Below are 15,913 nucleotides of genomic sequence, written 5' to 3'. Positions count from 1 at the left end.
TTAAAACCCCCGCAAGTCGTTACACGGCATCGATGCCGGCATGATTGAACGGATGCCCCCAATGCTTAAGTTAAGGTCACCATCGCATGCATTGCGGTATTGATCCCGCAATTGCTCTTCCCGCTTGCGGGGCGTGTTGTACTTGCTGCCATCGCCCTTGTGATTGGCTATCAGGCTAGTGCACAGCGTGATCAACTGATCTTCGCTAAGCCCCATGGCCTCAGCGGTTACGCCCAATTGCATGGCGATCTGGTTAAACCCCTTTGGTGAATCAACCTTGCCGGCTGCCAACAACAACAGGCTTGGCGGTAGGGCGGCGCCGCGGGTGTGGAATCGCTCCTTAAGGGCGGCGCCAACCTTGGATGTCTCGCGCTTGCGGGCATCCTTCTTGACGCGTTCAGCAGCCTGCTTGCGCTGCATGCCGCTGAAGATTTCAGCGAGACCGCCTGCAAGGGTCGGTGTAGCCGGTTCCAGGACAGGGCGCGGCGTGCTGCATAACTCGTTATACAGTTCCGGGGTTATGGTCATGGCCTCGCTAAACGATATAGATACTTTGTGCAGGCCGTTAGGGCGTTGCACATTGTATTGACGCCACATGCGGCCCTTCTTTTCCGAATAGACAACATCGTCGATAGTCGGAGTTTGTAGCCAGCGGGATTTAACCATCAGCTTATAAATGCTCGGCAGGTGTTCAGTAGCACCGGGCTTGACCATGAAGCAGGCCATTGGCACTTCGATGTGAAAGCCCCGCCCGCCTGAACATGCCAGCCGGATTTGTGCCGGATTAACATCAAGGTCAATCAGCTTTTGGATACATGCTTGAAAGTGGGGAATTACAGATTCCAGGCCGTCTTTACCGTCGAAGTCGATATACAGCGGGCCGGAATATTTAAGTTCGTCGGCGTCGGTCTCGAAGTCGTGATTAACGTCAAGGACGGTGGCAAGCATTGGCTTGAAGGTGTGCGCGATGTGTTCGCGCTGGGAAGCCGGGGCGGCTATCCACTTGCTGTGCTCTGACGGTTGCCAGAAGAAATGCATGCTGCTTGATGATGTCATTTTTGACGATCTCCATATTGAGGTCGTCGCGTACCGTTAAACGGCATAGGCTGTTGTTTGCGTCCTGCCACGCTGTGGGCAGGGGCATCATGCTTGCCAACATGAGGCCAGGGTTTTCAGCACCCCTGAAAGGAAGTAACCGCGGTGGTCCGCAACGATGTCGCCGCAACGACTTCCAAGCTGTTTTTTTGTAATTATCCTTTTGTAATCAATGCGGTTAGGTTATAATTTGCCTTGATCTGACCGCAACCAGATCAAAGCTACACCAGCCCCTCACCTTGGGATAGGCGAGGGGCCTTTTTTCGTCAGTCCATCAGGGCAAGCTGTACGATTTTCAGCGGGTCGAACATGCCGTCATTACCGCGATCCACTGCACGTAGAGCGGCGGCAATCTTGATGGCTTTCGCTCGGTCCTTGGCCTCGCGTGCAAATGCTGCCCCCGCGGCCAGGATGGATTTTCCACATGTCGCTTCGATCTTGTAGGCGCCGGCCAAAAACCAAGTGATTGCGTCTTTGTTGATTGGGTTCCCGTTGAACGTGAATCCGTGGTCAATGTCAGGAACAGCGCCGGCAATGATGGCGAGGTGTGCCAGGAAGCTGGGGGCCAATTCGGTTGGCTCCTTGAACTCGATATTCACATTGACCGTAATTTCAGGCTGGCGAGGGATAAACGGCTTCGGGAAGGTTTCCGTTGCACGTTCGATCATCGATAGCAGGTGCTCGCGTCCAAGGCTGGCTAGGTGTGTGGTCATGGTGGATTTCCTTAAACGGTTGCAGATGAAGAGTGACGGGGAGCAGACAGCTTGCTGTTAATCCATGCGTCAAGGTCGGCAGCTAAATAGACCGCACGATTTCCAAACTTCCGGAGGGCAGGGCCTCCACCTACAGTCACAAGTTTTGCAAGCGTAGTTTTTGAGCAGGGCAAACCCTTGGAGCGGACATATTCAGAGGCGGCGGGGCGGTCCAGGTATTTTTCTTCTGTGGTCATGGCGAGGCCTTATTTTTATCGGGGCGGCGCATGAAAAAGCCCATGCACCAGCCCGCAAGTTGATTTGCGGTTTGGTGCATGGGCTTTCAGTTTGGGCTGTCTGTCAGTGTCTTTCGGGTTGCCCCGGGCTGTAAGTCCCTTGTCCTTGGTAGTACGCTGTCAGGCTTCGGCTGCCATGCTCACGTTGCCTGCGTACGGCCCCTTTTGGGGTTGGTGCGATTATATGAAGTAAGAAACGGGTATGGAATAGCAAATTCGGTAAGGCGAAAGAACTGGCTATCTATTCCGGTAAAGGTTCTGTGCTTGCCTTGCTGCTCACCATGCCTGCCATAGCAACAGATGCAGCACGCTCAGCCAATGTGGAACGGGCACGCTCTGCAAAGTGGATATAGCGTTGTGTGGTTGAAGCCTGCCTATGGCCTAGGGCTTCCATTACCTCGTGAGAGCTAGCTCCACTCATTGCTAGATGACTGCCTAGGCTATGGCGAAGGCCATGCAATCCAAAATTGGCGGGCAGCTTTGCCTCTTCACGAACAGCTATCCAAGGCTTTGCTAGCGCGATGGCCCCATCGCCCTTGGCTGGCTTGAAAACGTAGTCCTCAGGTTTCCCCTTGGCTTGGCGCTTCAGAATGGCCACGCCTTCAGCCGGCAAAGCAATGATGCGGGGCTTGCCTGTTCGCTTTCCGGCTTTGTGGGCTTTCGGTGGCAAGGTGATTAGGCCAGTTCGAAGGTCGCAATACTGCCAAATTAGATTTGAAACTTCGCCGCGCCTAGCACCGGTCAAGGCAATCAAGCGGATGGCATCGGCAGCGGCGGGGCGTATGCGGAGCTCCTTCTGCATCTTGTCCAGGGCGTTGAATAGCACGGTGTAATCGGCTGCCGTTTCCATGATCTGCTCACGTTGGCCAGAGCCTGCCACCTTGAGCGGGGCGGCGGGGTTGTCCTTCAGGATGTTTTCGGAGATAGCCCAGGCATAGGCAGCCCGTAACAGCAGGACGCATTTGTCAGCGGTGCCGGCACCGCCCGTGACCTTTGCCAAGCCACGCGGACCCGTCTTGAATCTCCCTGCGGTTTTCCCGTCACGGATTGCAGCTTGCGCCCGTCGCACGTCATCGGCGGAAATTTTGTCCGCGATTGAATCGCCAAGTAGGGGAATCAGATGGCGCTCAATTCGTCCTTTGTCGGTGGCCTTCGTCGTCTCTGCATTTTCCGCAAACTTGGGCGAGGCTTGGTATTGCGTCAGCAGTTCTGCAACTGTAATGGCGGCAAGGCGTGCTTGCTTATGCCCCATCGGGTCGCCACCATTTAGCACCTCAAGGGATAGGGCCTTGGCACGCTTGCGGGCCTGTTCCACGGTAAGCGTGTCGGACAACTTGCCGATGGTGTAACGACGGGTCTTGCCTTCTTCGGTGCGGTACTGAAAGACGAACGACTTTACACCGGAGGTGAAAACCTTAACCCCGAATCCTTTCGGGTCGTCAGCCCATACAAAGGCATCCTTGCCAGATGGCTTAAGATTGTCGACTTCGACCTTGGTTAGCTTCGCCATTTCGCACCCCTATTAGTTCGGTTTTTCTCTGCTTACTTCTCGCTCTGGTAAGCACATGGTAAGCAGAGAGCGGTAAAAGTTAGTAATTTCTTGCCTAACAACCGGACTAATAGTAATGCGTAAGTATAGGAATAACAAGGAAATTAGTTTAAATAGTAACTCCTAGTAAGCAGCGGTAAAGGGGTTGGTTCTGGATTGTGATTCCGGTTGTCGTGGGTTCGAGCCCCATCAGTCGCCCCAGAATTTAACCCCCGCACACCGCAAGGTCTGCGGGGGTTTTCACTTTGGAGTTCGCGAAACATGAACGACGCTGTGTTTTCCGGTCTGCAACCAGCCACTGTCTGGGTGCATTTTTCTACCCTGTGCGCTACGCCACGTGCTTCTAAGCAGGAAGCCGTGCTGCGCGATTCATTGCGGCAATGGGCGATCAATCGAGGCCTTGCCGTCGAGATCGATGCAGCGGGTAACCTGATTATCCGCAAGCCGGCCAGCACCGGGCGCGAGAAGTATCCGGGTGTGGTGTTGCAGGCGCATCTCGACATGGTTTGCCAGAAGAACGCCGATAGCAATCACGACTTTTCTCGCGATTCGATCGTTCCAGTCTTGCGTGACGGCTGGCTGGTGGCCGAAAAGACCACCCTGGGGGCGGATAACGGTATCGGTGTCGCCTTGATTCTTGCCGTTCTGGACGACAACTCGCTCCGGCATGGTCCTATTGAAGCTTTGCTGACGGTCGATGAAGAGGCTGGCATGGGCGGCGCGCGTGGTCTGGCGCCGGGAGTGCTGCAAGGCCAGTTGATGCTGAATCTTGATACTGAAGATTGGGGCGAGTTTTATCTGGGATGCGCTGGCGGTCTTGATGTCAATGTTGAGCGTAGTGGTCTTTCCGAGCCTGTTCCGGCGGGGCATCAGGCTTGGCGGATCGAACTGAGCGGTTTGCGCGGCGGGCATTCTGGGGTTGATATTCACGAGGAACGGGGTAACGCGATCAAGTTGCTGGTTCGTGTGCTGCGCGAACTGGAGGCAACGTTTCCGTTGCGTCTGGCTGAACTTTCCGGGGGGACGGCTCGGAATGCCTTGCCGCGTGAAGCTTCGGCCGTGATCCTGTTGCCAGGAAATGTGGCCGACTCTCTCGCTCCAGCGGTACTCGAAGCGCAGCGCTGTTTGCGGGGCGAACTGCGCGGTGTCGAGGACGGATTGGAACTGCGCGTCTCTGCCTGCGAGGTGACGGCGGTGATGTCGTCGAGTGAGCAACGAATCTGGTTGTCTTCGCTGCACGCTGCGCCGCATGGTGTGCGTCGGATGAGCCGCCAGGTGCCGGGCGTGGTTGAAACCTCCAATAACCTTGGTATGGTCGAACTGCACCCGAATGGTGGTTCATGCAACTTCATGGTGCGTTCGCTGATCGGCAGTGGCAGCATGGCATTGGCTGATGAAATCGCCAGTTTGTGGGCCTTGAGCGATAGCAAGGTCGAAAAGGAGGGTTATTACCCAGGCTGGGCGCCGAATCCGGATTCGCAGTTGCTCAAGTTTTGCCAGTCGGTCTATCGGCGGGATTTTGGCACCGACTCGAAGGTTCAGGTCATCCATGCCGGTCTGGAGTGCGGCATCATCGGCGACAAGTATCCGGGGATGGATATTGTTTCGTTTGGTCCGACGATTCGCGGTGCGCATGCGCCGGGTGAGCGGGTCGAAGTGGCTTCGGTGGAAAAATGCTGGAACTTGCTGACGGCGATTCTGGCCGAATTGCATTGAGAGGGAGCAACCGATGAGAATTGCCTTGATCCTGATGTCCCTGGCCGGATTGGCTGCTTGCAGTGTCGAGACGGCCGGTACGGCGGCCACTGCTGCAGCCATGAAAAAACAGGAAATCGAGCAGGGGCGTGCGGCGATGGAGAAGGTTCAGCGCGATCTGGATGCAGCCAATCAGCAGGTGGCGCAGCGCGCGGCGCAGGCCGAGGAAGCGACGAAATAGCCTTTAGCGACGGCGGATGGCTTCACGCCGGGCGAGGCCAAGCTTGGTCGAACGTTCCATCTTTTGGACAAAGGCCGGGAAGTCGAGGCCGAACTTGGCGCGCAGTTCCTTGGCGTAGTTGTGCAACCAGCGCCAGCGTGGCTCGAAATAGCGTTCCTTGAAAGCGTAGAGCACGTGGTTGCCATCGTCGGGTACCGAAATCACGATGACCTGATCATCAAAAACGTGCATCGCTTCGCCGATCAGGCCAGCGTAGCTTTCCTTTTCGCCAGCCAGATTGATGACCAGCACGCCGTTGCCTGACAGCTTGGCGTAGGCGTTGTCGAAGAACTCGCGGTTGGCCAGACTGGGCGCGAAGCCCGTTTTGTCGAAGGCATCGACGAGCAAGGTATCGATGCCCTTTTCCGTGTTTTCCAGATATTCCGCGCCATCGGCCTCGATGATCTGCAGGCGCTCGTCGTCAGGCGGCACCATGAAGGCATCGCGGAAGGCGATCACGTTGGGGTCGAGTTCGATCGCTGTCAGTTGCGTGCCGGGCATGCGGCGGTGGCAGAACTTGATCAGTGAGCCGCCGCCGAGACCGATCAGCACGATGCGTTTCGGCCGTGGCTGGAAGAGCAGGAAGGCCATCATTTTCTGCGTGTAGCGAATGGCCAGATCGTGCGGCGCCTTGAGCGACATTTCGCTCTGCATGAGGCGGACGTTGAAATAGAGGAAACGCGATTTGCCGTCGTCGATGACGAAGGGCTTGGGGTAGCTTTCGTCGAGCAACTGGGCGCGCAGTTCGCCAGACTTGGCCCAGGCCGGCTCCAGCATCAGCACGGTGCCGGTTTCGACTTCGAACGGGCTGGGTAATTCGTAAAGCTTGGTCAAGCGGCCAACTTAGCCCGGCAGGTCGGCGGCGTGCAGCAGGAAGACGTACTCGTCTCCAGCCGCGGTATCCAGCCATGTGAAGGGCAGCTTCGGGTAGGCAGTTTCCAGCGCTTCACGGTTGTGGCCGATTTCGACAATCAGGATGCCGTTCTCAGTCAGGTGCTTTTTGGCTTCACGCAGGATGATGCGCGTGAAGTCCAGACCATCTTCACCGGAGCCGAGTGCCAGTTCGGGCTCATGCAGATACTCCGGCGGCAGTGCGGCGACGGATTCGGCATTGACGTAGGGCGGGTTGGAGACGATCAGGTCGAACTTGCGGCCCTCGATATTCTTGAAGGCATCGGACTGGATCAGTTCAATGCGGTCATACAGACCGTAGTCGGCGACGTTGCGCTCGGCAACGGCAATGGCGTGTTCGGACAGGTCGACCGCCGCTACTTCGGCATTCGGGAAGGCAAGGGCGGTCAGGATGGCCAGGCAGCCGGAACCGGTGCACAGATCGAGAGCCGATTCGATGGCCCACGGGTCATCGATCCAGGGCGCCAACTGATCGTCGAGCAATTCGGCAATGAAGGAGCGCGGCACGATGACGCGGTCGTCCACATAGAAACGATGTTCGCCGAGCCAGGCTTCATTGGTCAGGTAGGCGGCTGGCAGGCGATCCTCGCAGCGGCGGCGATAGATTTCGAGCAGTGCTTCGCGTTCGTGCGGCAGGAGGCGGGCATCGAGGAAGGGTTCCAGCCGGTCGAGCGGCAAGTGCAGGGTGTGCAGGGTCAGGTAGACCGCTTCATCCCAGGCGTTGTCGCTGCCATGCCCGAAGAAAAGCTGGGCGGCGTTGAAGCGGCTGACGGCGTAACGGAGATAGTCGCGAACGGTGATCAGTTCGTTTTTTGCGGAGAGGTCGCTCATGCGGTCATCAATTGTTCAAGGATACGGCGATAGATGGCGGACAGCTTGGGTAATGCGTCGACGGCAATGCATTCGTCGATCTTGTGGCTGGTGGCATTGACCGGGCCGATTTCCAGCATTTGCTTGCAGATTTCGGCAATGAAACGGCCGTCGGAGGTGCCGCCGGTGGTCGATAGTTCGGTTTCGATGCCGCAGATTTCGCGGATGGCGGCGGTTGCTGCATCGGCCAATGGGCCGCGGCCGGTCAGGAAGGGGCGGGCGCCGAGCGTCCATTTGATTTCGTAATCGAGTTTGTGCTTTTCCAGGATGGCGCACAGGCGTTGTTGCAGACCTTCCGGCGTGCTGGCCGTTGAAAAACGGAAATTGAACTTGACCTCGACGCTACCCGGTACGACGTTGGTGGCGCCCGTGCCGCCGTGGATATTGGAAATCTGCCAGGTGGTCGGCTGGTAATATTCGTTGCCCTGGTCCCATTCAGTCGCGGCCAGTTCGGCCAGCGCCGGGGCGGCTTCGTGGATTGGATTGCGACCCTTTTCCGGATAGGCGATGTGGCACTGGATGCCCTTGACCGTCAGCACACCGGACAACGAGCCGCGGCGGCCGTTCTTGATCATGTCGCCGAGCCTGTCGACCGAGGTTGGTTCGCCGATGATGCAGAAATCGAGCGTTTCGCCGCGAGCTTTCAGCGCTTCGACGACGATGACGGTACCGTCGGTGGCGTCGCCTTCTTCATCGGAGGTGAGCAGGAAGGCGAGGGAACCCGGGTGGTTCGGGTTGGCCGCTATGAAGGCTTCGGTAGCCGTCACCGAGGCGGCGACAGAGGACTTCATATCGGCTGTGCCACGCCCGTAGAGCATGCCGTCGCGAACTTCAGGGGCGAAGGGCGGCGAGGTCCATTTGTCGAGCGGGCCGGTCGGCACGACATCGGTGTGGCCGGCGAAGACAAACAGCGGGGCGGTCGTTCCGCGCCGGGCCCAGAGGTTGGTGACGCCGTTACGGTTGATGAATTCGATGCTGAAGCCGAGCGGTTTGAGGCGCTCGGTGATGATTTCCATGCAGCCGCCATCTTCGGGCGTGACCGAGTGGCAGGAAATGATCTGCCGGGCCAGTTCAAACGTCGGGTCGGACATCAGTGGGTTTCTTCGTCGTGGTCGGCCAGGCTGAGGGTGAACTCCTTGAAGGAAGTGCCGCCGTCGCTGGTGCTGTCGAACTCGAGTGCTGCATCGGTCTTCTTGTCGTCCTTGCCGTTGGTGCTGCCGAATTCGGAATTGTTGATCAGCCACGACAGATTGGTCGGCGAATCGGCGTTGGCCAAGGCTTCGTCGATGGTGATGGTGCCGCTGCTGTACAGGTTGAACAGATCCTGCTCGAAGGTCTGCGATCCCGGGGCCAGCGTTTGTTCCATGGCGTCCTTGATGCCCTGAACTTCGCCGCGCTCGATCAGCTCGCTGATGTGGCGGGTGTTGAGCATGATTTCGCTGGTCGGGATGCGCTTGCCGTCCGGCTTCTTGACCAGGCGCTGCGAAACGATGGCGCGCAGGGCGACCGACAGGTCGAGGAACAGGGCCGGCCGGTTTTCGAGCGGGAAGAAGCTGATGATGCGATTCAGCGCGTGATAACTATTGTTGGCGTGCAGCGTCGCCAGGCAGAGGTGGCCGGTTTGCGCGTAGGCGATGGCGGCCTGCATGGTTTCCTTGTCGCGGATTTCGCCGATCAGGATGCAGTCCGGCGCCTGGCGCATGGCGTTCTTCAGCGCATTTTGCCAATCCATCGTGTCCATACCGATTTCACGCTGGTTGACGATGGATTTCTTGTGCTTGAACAGGAATTCAATCGGGTCTTCAACCGTCAGGATATGGCCGGAACGGTTGGCGTTGCGGTGATCGAGCATCGAGGCGATGGTCGTCGACTTGCCCGAGCCGGTGGCGCCGACGATCAGGATCAGGCCGCGCTTTTCCATGATCAGTTCGCCGAGGATGGTCGGCAGGCCGAGGTCGCCCATGGCCGGGATGTTGCCCAGAATGAAACGGATGACGATGCTGGTCGAACCGCGCTGGCGGAAGATGTTGACGCGGAAGTTGCCGACATTGGGCACACCGAAGGAGAGGTTCATCTCCATCGTTGCCTCGAAGGTCTTGATCTGATCCGGCGACATCAGTTCGTAGGCGATCTTCTCGATCATGTCCGGCAGCATGACCTGCTGGTTGACCGGGATCGTGTTGCCCTGGATCTTGATGTGGATCGGCGCGCCTGCGGAAATGAAGATATCCGAGGCCTGCTTTTCGGCCATCAGTTGGAACAGTTTGTCGAGAATCATGACAAGACCTTCGTGGGTTGGCTTGGCTTAAGGGCGCAGCAGTTCGTTGATGCTGGTCTTCGAGCGGGTTTGCGCGTCGACCTTCTTGACGATGATGGCGGCGTACAGGCTGTAGGCGCCATTGGCCTTCGGCAAGGTGCCGCTGATCACGACGGAGCCCGGGGGGACGCGGCCGTAGGTCACTTCGCCGGTTTCACGGTCGTAGATCGGCGTGCTCTGGCCGATATAGACGCCCATGGACAGCACGGAGTTCTCGCCGATGATGACGCCTTCGACGACTTCCGAACGGGCACCGATGAAGCAGTTGTCTTCGATGATGGTCGGGTTGGCCTGCAGCGGCTCAAGGACGCCGCCAATGCCGACGCCGCCGGAGAGGTGTACGTTCTTGCCGATCTGGGCGCAGGAACCGACGGTGACCCAGGTGTCGACCATCGTGGCTTCATCGACATAGGCGCCGATGTTGACGAAGGATGGCATCAGCACTGCGTTCTTGGCGACGTAGGAACCCTTGCGGACGATGGTGCCCGGCACGACGCGGAAGCCGCCTTCGCGGAATTGCGCTTCGCTCCAGCCTTCGAACTTGGTATCGACCTTGTCGAAGAAGCGGATGTCGCCGGCTTCCTGGATGCGGTTGTCACGCACGCGGAAGGAGAGTAGCACGGCCTTCTTGATCCACTGGTGGGTGACCCAGTCGCCGTTGATCTTCTCGGCGACGCGCAGGGCGCCGGAATCGAGCATGCCGACCACCTGGTTGATGGCAGCGATGGTGTCGGTCGGGGATTGCGGGGACAGCTCGGTGCGGCGTTCCCAGAATTGTTCGATGATGGCTTGTAGCGGATGGCTCATGTTCAGTTCTCTCTGATTACAATTGTTGGGCAAATTGGCGGATGCGTTGGGTGGCTTCGAGGCATTCCGCCAGCGATGCGACCAGCGCGATGCGAACGAAGTTGGCCCCGGGATTGACGCCGCGCACTTCGCGCGCCAGGAAGCTGCCGGGCAGGACCACGACATTATAGTGTTCGAGCAGGCCGCGGGCGAACTCGGTATCGGCGATGGGCGTCTTCGCCCACAGGTAGAAGCTGGCGTCCGGCATGCCGGTGTCGAGCACTTCGGCGATCAGCGGCGTGCAGGCGGCAAACTTCTCGCGGTACTGGTTGCGGTTGTCGAGCACGTGCGCTTCGTCGTTCCAGGCAGCGACGGAGGCGGTCTGCACCGGCGGTGCCATGGCGCAGCCGTGGTAGGTGCGGTAGAGCAGGAATTTCTTGAGAATCTTCTCGTCGCCGGCGACGAAGCCGGAACGCATGCCCGGCACGTTGGAACGCTTGGACAGACTGGAGAACATGACCAGCCGTTCGTTCGTACGGCCGAGCAGTTTGGCTGCCTGGAGGCCGCCGATCGGCGGGTTGGCTTCGTCGAAATAGATTTCCGAATAGCATTCGTCGGAAGCGATGATGAAGCCGTACTTGTCGGACAGCGCGAACAGGGTTTTCCAATCGTCCAGCGAAAGCACCTTGCCGGTTGGGTTGCCGGGCGAGCAGACATAGAACAGCTGGACGCGCGACCATTCTTCTTCGCTCAGGCTGGCGTAATCGAAGGCGAAATCGTTGTCCGGCAGGTTGTTCAGGAAGCGCGGCTCAGCGCCGGACAGGTAGGCGGCGCCTTCGTAGATTTGGTAGAACGGGTTCGGGCTGACGATCAGCGGCACATGGCCGCGGCTGGGGTCGATGACCGTCTGGGCGAAGGAGAACAGCGCCTCGCGGGAACCATTGACCGGCAGGATTTCGGTTTCCGGATTCAGGAAAACGCCATAGCGGCGGTCGCACCACGCGGCGATGGCCTGGCGCAGCATCGGCACGCCCTGGGTGGTTGGATAGTTGGCCAGGCCCTTCAGGCCGCCGGCCAGCGCATCCATGATGAATTGCGGTGTCGCGTGCTGCGGCTCGCCGATGGAGAGCTTGATCTCCTTGAGTTGCGGATTCGGCGTCACGCCGGCAAACAGGGCGCGCAGTTTTTCGAAGGGGTAAGGCTGGAGTTGGGCGAGGTGCGGATTCACGTCGGGCGTCGAATGGGTGTAAAAAGCGGATTATCCCTGAAAACGGTTTCGCTGCCTCGTGAACAAATATGCTTTCCCCTGCCTGATTCTTGCCGTCTCGCTGCTGGCGGCATGTGCCGTTGGTTATCAGGCTCGCGGCAGCCTGAGCGACGTGCCCGGAGAGATGCGGGGCAAGGGCTTTCCCGGCAATGCCAGCGGTGGCGGACGTTTCGCGCTGGTCGGCCGTGACGGGCAACTGCAATGCGATGGACAACTGACGCCGCCGGACAGTTCGCCAATACCCGGCAGCTGCGAGGGAGAGAGCGGGAAGGGCATCGTTCGTTGCAGCGATGGCCGCGAAGTGGCGGTGCGGTGGACGGCGATCACCTGCCGCTCGTTCGAGGGCAGCGGCGAGGATAAATTTGGAAATCGGCTGATTTTTCGGGTTGACCGCAGGAGATAGGGTTTGAGCACGGAGCGTGCCCCGGCGTTGCAAATTCTCCCATTTTTGGTCGATGCTCTATGACAATGCAGATTAACAACCGGGAAAACCAAATGAATCTGACGCCGTTTCTTGTACGTTGGATGCGCGGGATATCGTCGTGCATGCTGATATTTGCGTTCGCCGCGATATCTTGCCCAGTAGCTTTCGCCGAGGCAGAGAAAATTTATCGCACCGGGCTCGAGGCAAAAAAGGGAAGGCTGGCGGTGTCGCCTGATGGGCAGCAGCTTGTTTTCACGACGGATCGAATGACCCACGGCTTGCGTTTGCTGGATTTGCGTTCAGGGGTCACTGCGATGATTCCGGAGGGAGTGGGGCGCAATTTCGGTTTTCCCGCTTGGTCTCCCGACGGCAAGCAGCTTGCCGTGGTGTCGGCAGAGGTGCGGAACAACGTTTACAGCCTCGATGGTATGGAAATTGAGCTTCTTGAGGTCGGCTCCTGGCAGCGACGAAGCATTGCAGCGGGGGATGGGGTCAAGTTTTCCCCGTTTTTTTCGGCAGACGGCAAAAGGGTCTTCTACTTCAAGGGAGCAAAACGGGAGAGTGGCAAAACTCCGGCCAGCCGCTACGACCTATATGCCGTCGACTTGGCTAGCGGCCAAGAAACCCGGCTGACCCACGAAGAGTTTTATCAAGCCGCCAAGGGTGACGAAACACAAGCTACCGTGCTATTTCACGCCACACCCAATTTCAGTAAACATATCAAGGATGCTCAAGGTAAGGAATCCAGAAATGCCTTGTTCATGTACGAACTGGCCACAGGCCGGATGTCTCTTCTTGCTATCGATCAAAGTAGCAGTATTTTTGATTTCTCTAATCCGCTACGCGATTCATTGGGCAACCTGTATTTCGTCTCGGCCAAGGCCAATCCAGGCGGTGGCAACTACCTATGGTATTTGGTGCGAACCAATCGCGAGGGCAAGCAGGCAGAAATTCTGACGGAGTTGCCGATCTCGATGCGTTTCAGTATTGCCAAGAACACCGGCGAAATATACGTGATGGACAAGAAGGGCGAAGAGCTGATCATTCGCCGTCTATCTGCCCAGGCTGCCCATTAGAGCTGCCCAGACGGTATGGAGATGTTTCGTTCTCGTGAACCTTGATTGTTGTAATCGAACGATTACAATTCACCTATGTATTCGATCAAAACCCTGCCTGAATTTACCGAGTGGCTAAGCGCTCTGAAGTACAAGTCGACGCTGATCCGCTTGGTCCGTCGGTTGGACAAGGTTCAGCGTGGCAATCTTGGCGATGTGAAGGCGGTCGGTCATGGCGTATTCGAGATGCGTGAGCATTTCGGGCCGGGCTGGCGGATGTATTACGTGCAGCGCGGAGCGTTTTTGATTGTGATGCTGGGCGGTGGCGAAAAATCGACGCAGGCCGCCGATCTAGCCCGAGCCGTGAAGTTGGCGGCGACGATCAAGGAGTGATGGTGATGACCAAGAAAATTGACCCTGTGGGTCTGCCCGAATTTGATCTGGCCGAATATCTGGACAGCGAAGTGGCGATTTCGGAGTACCTGAACCAGACTATTGCCGATGGCGACATGGCTGAGCTCGCCCACGCCCTGGGTGTGGCGGCGCGCGCTCGTGGCATGACCGAGGTGGCCAAGGCTTCCGGTATCACCCGGGAGGCGCTCTACAAGGCGCTGCGCCCGAATGCCAGCCCGCGTTTTGAAACCGTCAGCAAGGTTTGTGCGGCACTCGGTGTTCGTCTGGTGGCGCAGCCGATCAATTCATGAAGCTTGCTTTCTGATCGCTTCCTAAAATCGCTGATTTTTGGTGTCGACCTGAGTCAGCCGGGCTAAAGCTTCGCAGACGCTGTTCAACCGTTTCGAGCGTAAAACCGTCCTGTCATGGAGGGCTACCCGATGTCTGGAATATTCATTAGTTATCGTCGCGACGACTTGGCCGGGTTCGCCGGGCGACTGGCCGACGCGCTGGCCTCAGCTTTTGGTGCGGACAACGTATTTCGGGATATCGAGGATATTCATCCGGGGCAGGATTTCGTCCTGACCATCGAAAAACAGCTGAAATCTGTCGATGTGATGCTGGTCATGATCGGCCCGGCTTGGCTGACGGCGAGCCGGAACGGTGTTCGCCGACTGGACGAGCCGGATGACTTTGTCCGGCGGGAGATTCAGGCCGGGCTGGCATCGGGCAAGGTGGTGCTACCGGTGCTGGTTGATGGGGCTTCGATGCCAACGGAAAAGGATTTGCCACCGGCCATTGAGGAGCTGGCCCGCCGCCAGTCCTTCGTTTTGTCGGACGCGGCTTGGGGTTCGGATGTGGCGCGTCTGGTCGAGCTGATTTCGTCCTTCTCTCCTGTCAGGCGACGCTTTTCCATGCCTTGGGGATTGGCCGGCTTGGTCTTGGTCGCTCTGGTGGCGCTTGGCTTGAAAGGGCTTTGGCCGGAGCGATCACCTGACGCGGGTAGCCCTGCTTCCGGGCAATTGACGCCAGCCTTGTCCGGGCGCTGGGTTGCCCAGGTGAAATACGATTGGGGCGCTGAACACGCGGAGATTTTGGATCTGCATTTAAGCAAGGGCGAAATACACGGCACTGCCAGCTATCTTGGCCTGCCACGAATGCTGGAACAGGGGCGCGTGGATGGAGAGCAACTGAGTTTTATCACGCATAGCCAGGAGGTCCTGGGGGAGGGGCCTGGTCGCGAGGTGACTCATCGTTATCGGGGGGTTTTCAAGCAGGGAGAATTGCATTTCGTGCTGGAAAGCAGCGGCGGCCATACGGCTCACATACCGGTGGCGTTTGTGGCGCGGCCCTCGGCCAAGCAGGGGAGCTAGCCCGGGCGTCCGGCATTTTTCCGATTCGCTTAGCCGAACAGGGTGATCTTCAGTTTCTGCAGGAAATTCAGTTCGGCCCACCACCTCATTCCCCTTTCCCGGAAATCGCTACCCGTTTCGGTCAGCACCAGCTTTCGGGCGCCGAATTCAGTCTTGCCGATTTCGGCGACGAAGCCAGATTCCATCAGGTAACGAGCGATGGCCGGTTGCACCTGCTGGCCGGATAGCGTCCAGCGCGAGCCATAACCTTCGTCGTCGCCGCTCAGCATCAGCATAGGTTCGAAATCGCTGATCAGGCGCAGTACCTGCAGTGTTTCCGCGCGCTGGGGAATGGCGGCGAACGGCATGGTCGGCTCCGGCGGATCAATAGAGGATTCGACCGGGATTGGCTGCCCAGCGTTCCAGCGGTTCCAGCGAACCGGCCAGCGGATGGTGTTCCATGACGATACTGCGTGCCGAGAAGTGGCGGTTCAGTTCGCAGTACAACTCGTCGTCGCAGAAGCCGATGGCGGCCGCTTCGGCCCGGCTGTTGGCAAAGATGATGCGCTCGATGCGTGCCCAGTAGGCGGCCGACAGGCACATCGGGCAGGGTTCGCTGGAAGCGTAGAGGGTGCAGCCGTGCAGGTGGAAATGATCCTGGGCGGCGCAAGCGCTGCGGATGGCGCCGATTTCGGCATGGGCGGTCGGGTCGTGGCTGGCGACGACGCGGTTCCAGCCTTCGGCGATGATCTTGCCGTCGCGTACGATGACGGCACCGAACGGGCCGCCTTCGCCGCTTGCGCTGCCTTGTCGCGCCAGTTCGATGGCACGGGCGAGAAACTGGTCATCCGGGTTCATCTGGGCGATCCCTCCACGGTACTGCGAAGTCGATCAAATAGGTCGATGCTATTATACGGCCCCCAACATGGC

General features: G+C 58.4%; 19 protein-coding genes. 7 read left to right on the top strand and 12 right to left on the bottom strand.

Translation table 11 applies throughout. The features are described from left to right. The 4 genes from KI617_RS11870 to KI617_RS11855 form a co-directional block, all read right to left on the bottom strand. Window positions 1-1,056, bottom strand: a complete 1,056-nt coding sequence (locus tag KI617_RS11870; protein WP_226446502.1) for a hypothetical protein — start codon at window positions 1,054-1,056, stop codon at window positions 1-3. 305 nt (window positions 1,057-1,361) lie between these two features. Further along, complete coding sequence (locus KI617_RS11865; protein ID WP_226446500.1) at window positions 1,362-1,763, bottom strand: hypothetical protein; 402 nt, start codon at window positions 1,761-1,763, stop codon at window positions 1,362-1,364. Window positions 1,764-1,819: 56 nt separating this feature from the next. Next, window positions 1,820-2,044: a helix-turn-helix transcriptional regulator gene (locus KI617_RS11860; RefSeq protein WP_226446498.1), complete on the bottom strand. Its 225-nt coding sequence runs from the start codon at window positions 2,042-2,044 to the stop codon at window positions 1,820-1,822. Window positions 2,045-2,324: 280 nt separating this feature from the next. After that, complete coding sequence (locus KI617_RS11855) at window positions 2,325-3,593, bottom strand: site-specific integrase (protein ID WP_226446496.1); 1,269 nt, start codon at window positions 3,591-3,593, stop codon at window positions 2,325-2,327. A 300-nt stretch (window positions 3,594-3,893) separates the two neighbouring features. Here KI617_RS11855 and KI617_RS11850 point away from each other — a divergent pair, with 300 nt between their 5' ends. Next, the gene (locus tag KI617_RS11850; protein WP_226446494.1) at window positions 3,894-5,348 is read left to right on the top strand and encodes an aminoacyl-histidine dipeptidase; all 1,455 of its coding nucleotides are present in this window, start codon (window positions 3,894-3,896) and stop codon (window positions 5,346-5,348) included. Window positions 5,349-5,361: 13 nt separating this feature from the next. Then, window positions 5,362-5,568, top strand: a complete 207-nt coding sequence (locus KI617_RS11845; RefSeq protein WP_226446492.1) for a hypothetical protein — start codon at window positions 5,362-5,364, stop codon at window positions 5,566-5,568. 3 nt (window positions 5,569-5,571) lie between these two features. Here the strand turns inward: KI617_RS11845 and KI617_RS11840 are convergent, their stop codons facing one another. From KI617_RS11840 to dapC, 6 genes are read right to left on the bottom strand one after another with little or no spacing between them, the layout of a single operon-like run. Continuing rightward, complete coding sequence (locus tag KI617_RS11840; RefSeq protein WP_226446490.1) at window positions 5,572-6,441, bottom strand: spermine/spermidine synthase domain-containing protein; 870 nt, start codon at window positions 6,439-6,441, stop codon at window positions 5,572-5,574. A 9-nt stretch (window positions 6,442-6,450) separates the two neighbouring features. Next, the gene (gene prmB / locus KI617_RS11835) at window positions 6,451-7,350 is read right to left on the bottom strand and encodes a 50S ribosomal protein L3 N(5)-glutamine methyltransferase (protein WP_226446488.1); all 900 of its coding nucleotides are present in this window, start codon (window positions 7,348-7,350) and stop codon (window positions 6,451-6,453) included. After that, window positions 7,347-8,480: a succinyl-diaminopimelate desuccinylase gene (dapE, locus tag KI617_RS11830; protein ID WP_226446486.1), complete on the bottom strand. Its 1,134-nt coding sequence runs from the start codon at window positions 8,478-8,480 to the stop codon at window positions 7,347-7,349. The genes prmB and dapE overlap by 4 nt, the downstream gene beginning before the upstream one ends. Further along, entirely contained in the window at window positions 8,480-9,667 is a 1,188-nt protein-coding gene (locus tag KI617_RS11825) for a PilT/PilU family type 4a pilus ATPase (protein WP_226446484.1), read from the bottom strand. The genes dapE and KI617_RS11825 overlap by 1 nt, the downstream gene beginning before the upstream one ends. A 27-nt stretch (window positions 9,668-9,694) precedes the next feature. Continuing rightward, entirely contained in the window at window positions 9,695-10,513 is an 819-nt protein-coding gene (gene dapD, locus KI617_RS11820) for a 2,3,4,5-tetrahydropyridine-2,6-dicarboxylate N-succinyltransferase (RefSeq protein ID WP_226446482.1), read from the bottom strand. Between the two features lie 16 nt (window positions 10,514-10,529). Further along, entirely contained in the window at window positions 10,530-11,720 is a 1,191-nt protein-coding gene (gene dapC, locus KI617_RS11815; RefSeq protein ID WP_226446480.1) for a succinyldiaminopimelate transaminase, read from the bottom strand. A gap of 58 nt (window positions 11,721-11,778) precedes the next feature. Between dapC and KI617_RS11810 the strand changes: the two genes are divergently transcribed. The 5 genes from KI617_RS11810 (at window position 11,779) to KI617_RS11790 (ending at window position 15,004) form a co-directional block, all read left to right on the top strand. Then, complete coding sequence (locus KI617_RS11810; RefSeq protein WP_226446478.1) at window positions 11,779-12,162, top strand: hypothetical protein; 384 nt, start codon at window positions 11,779-11,781, stop codon at window positions 12,160-12,162. 92 nt (window positions 12,163-12,254) lie between these two features. Further along, entirely contained in the window at window positions 12,255-13,259 is a 1,005-nt protein-coding gene (locus KI617_RS11805; protein WP_226446476.1) for a TolB family protein, read from the top strand. Between the two features lie 75 nt (window positions 13,260-13,334). After that, window positions 13,335-13,631 (top strand): type II toxin-antitoxin system RelE/ParE family toxin, encoded by a 297-nt coding sequence (locus KI617_RS11800; RefSeq protein WP_226446475.1) that lies wholly within the window; start codon window positions 13,335-13,337, stop codon window positions 13,629-13,631. 5 nt (window positions 13,632-13,636) lie between these two features. Further along, window positions 13,637-13,942: an addiction module antidote protein gene (locus tag KI617_RS11795; protein WP_226446473.1), complete on the top strand. Its 306-nt coding sequence runs from the start codon at window positions 13,637-13,639 to the stop codon at window positions 13,940-13,942. 129 nt (window positions 13,943-14,071) lie between these two features. Next, window positions 14,072-15,004 (top strand): toll/interleukin-1 receptor domain-containing protein, encoded by a 933-nt coding sequence (locus KI617_RS11790; RefSeq protein WP_226446471.1) that lies wholly within the window; start codon window positions 14,072-14,074, stop codon window positions 15,002-15,004. Window positions 15,005-15,033: 29 nt separating this feature from the next. Here KI617_RS11790 and KI617_RS11785 read toward each other — a convergent pair whose 3' ends face one another. Continuing rightward, window positions 15,034-15,351 (bottom strand): hypothetical protein, encoded by a 318-nt coding sequence (locus tag KI617_RS11785; RefSeq protein ID WP_226446470.1) that lies wholly within the window; start codon window positions 15,349-15,351, stop codon window positions 15,034-15,036. A 16-nt stretch (window positions 15,352-15,367) separates the two neighbouring features. Further along, complete coding sequence (locus tag KI617_RS11780) at window positions 15,368-15,841, bottom strand: nucleoside deaminase (RefSeq protein WP_226446468.1); 474 nt, start codon at window positions 15,839-15,841, stop codon at window positions 15,368-15,370. Window positions 15,842-15,913: the final 72 nt, after the last annotated feature.

The sequence above is a fragment of the Ferribacterium limneticum genome (genome assembly GCF_020510625.1).
In the GTDB taxonomy this organism is placed as follows: domain Bacteria; phylum Pseudomonadota; class Gammaproteobacteria; order Burkholderiales; family Rhodocyclaceae; genus Azonexus; species Azonexus limneticus_A.
Note: the sequence above shows the minus strand (reverse complement) of the source record. Positions and strands in the feature narration are given on the sequence as shown.

Excerpts from the sequence above, each read along its gene's own strand:
- KI617_RS11795 (WP_226446473.1), top strand. The coding sequence starts at position 13,637 with ATGACCAAGAAAATTGACCCTGTGGGTCTGCCCGAATTTGATCTGGCC.
- KI617_RS11790 (WP_226446471.1), top strand. The coding sequence starts at position 14,072 with ATGTCTGGAATATTCATTAGTTATCGTCGCGACGACTTGGCCGGGTTC.
- KI617_RS11860 (WP_226446498.1), bottom strand. The coding sequence starts at position 2,044 with ATGACCACAGAAGAAAAATACCTGGACCGCCCCGCCGCCTCTGAATAT.
- KI617_RS11805 (WP_226446476.1), top strand. The coding sequence starts at position 12,255 with ATGAATCTGACGCCGTTTCTTGTACGTTGGATGCGCGGGATATCGTCG.
- KI617_RS11780 (WP_226446468.1), bottom strand. The coding sequence starts at position 15,841 with ATGAACCCGGATGACCAGTTTCTCGCCCGTGCCATCGAACTGGCGCGA.
- KI617_RS11845 (WP_226446492.1), top strand. The coding sequence starts at position 5,362 with ATGAGAATTGCCTTGATCCTGATGTCCCTGGCCGGATTGGCTGCTTGC.
- KI617_RS11825 (WP_226446484.1), bottom strand. The coding sequence starts at position 9,667 with ATGATTCTCGACAAACTGTTCCAACTGATGGCCGAAAAGCAGGCCTCG.
- prmB (WP_226446488.1), bottom strand. The coding sequence starts at position 7,350 with ATGAGCGACCTCTCCGCAAAAAACGAACTGATCACCGTTCGCGACTAT.
- KI617_RS11800 (WP_226446475.1), top strand. The coding sequence starts at position 13,335 with ATGTATTCGATCAAAACCCTGCCTGAATTTACCGAGTGGCTAAGCGCT.
- dapE (WP_226446486.1), bottom strand. The coding sequence starts at position 8,480 with ATGTCCGACCCGACGTTTGAACTGGCCCGGCAGATCATTTCCTGCCAC.
- KI617_RS11850 (WP_226446494.1), top strand. The coding sequence starts at position 3,894 with ATGAACGACGCTGTGTTTTCCGGTCTGCAACCAGCCACTGTCTGGGTG.
- KI617_RS11870 (WP_226446502.1), bottom strand. The coding sequence starts at position 1,056 with ATGACATCATCAAGCAGCATGCATTTCTTCTGGCAACCGTCAGAGCAC.
- dapD (WP_226446482.1), bottom strand. The coding sequence starts at position 10,513 with ATGAGCCATCCGCTACAAGCCATCATCGAACAATTCTGGGAACGCCGC.
- KI617_RS11855 (WP_226446496.1), bottom strand. The coding sequence starts at position 3,593 with ATGGCGAAGCTAACCAAGGTCGAAGTCGACAATCTTAAGCCATCTGGC.
- KI617_RS11785 (WP_226446470.1), bottom strand. The coding sequence starts at position 15,351 with ATGCCGTTCGCCGCCATTCCCCAGCGCGCGGAAACACTGCAGGTACTG.
- KI617_RS11865 (WP_226446500.1), bottom strand. The coding sequence starts at position 1,763 with ATGATCGAACGTGCAACGGAAACCTTCCCGAAGCCGTTTATCCCTCGC.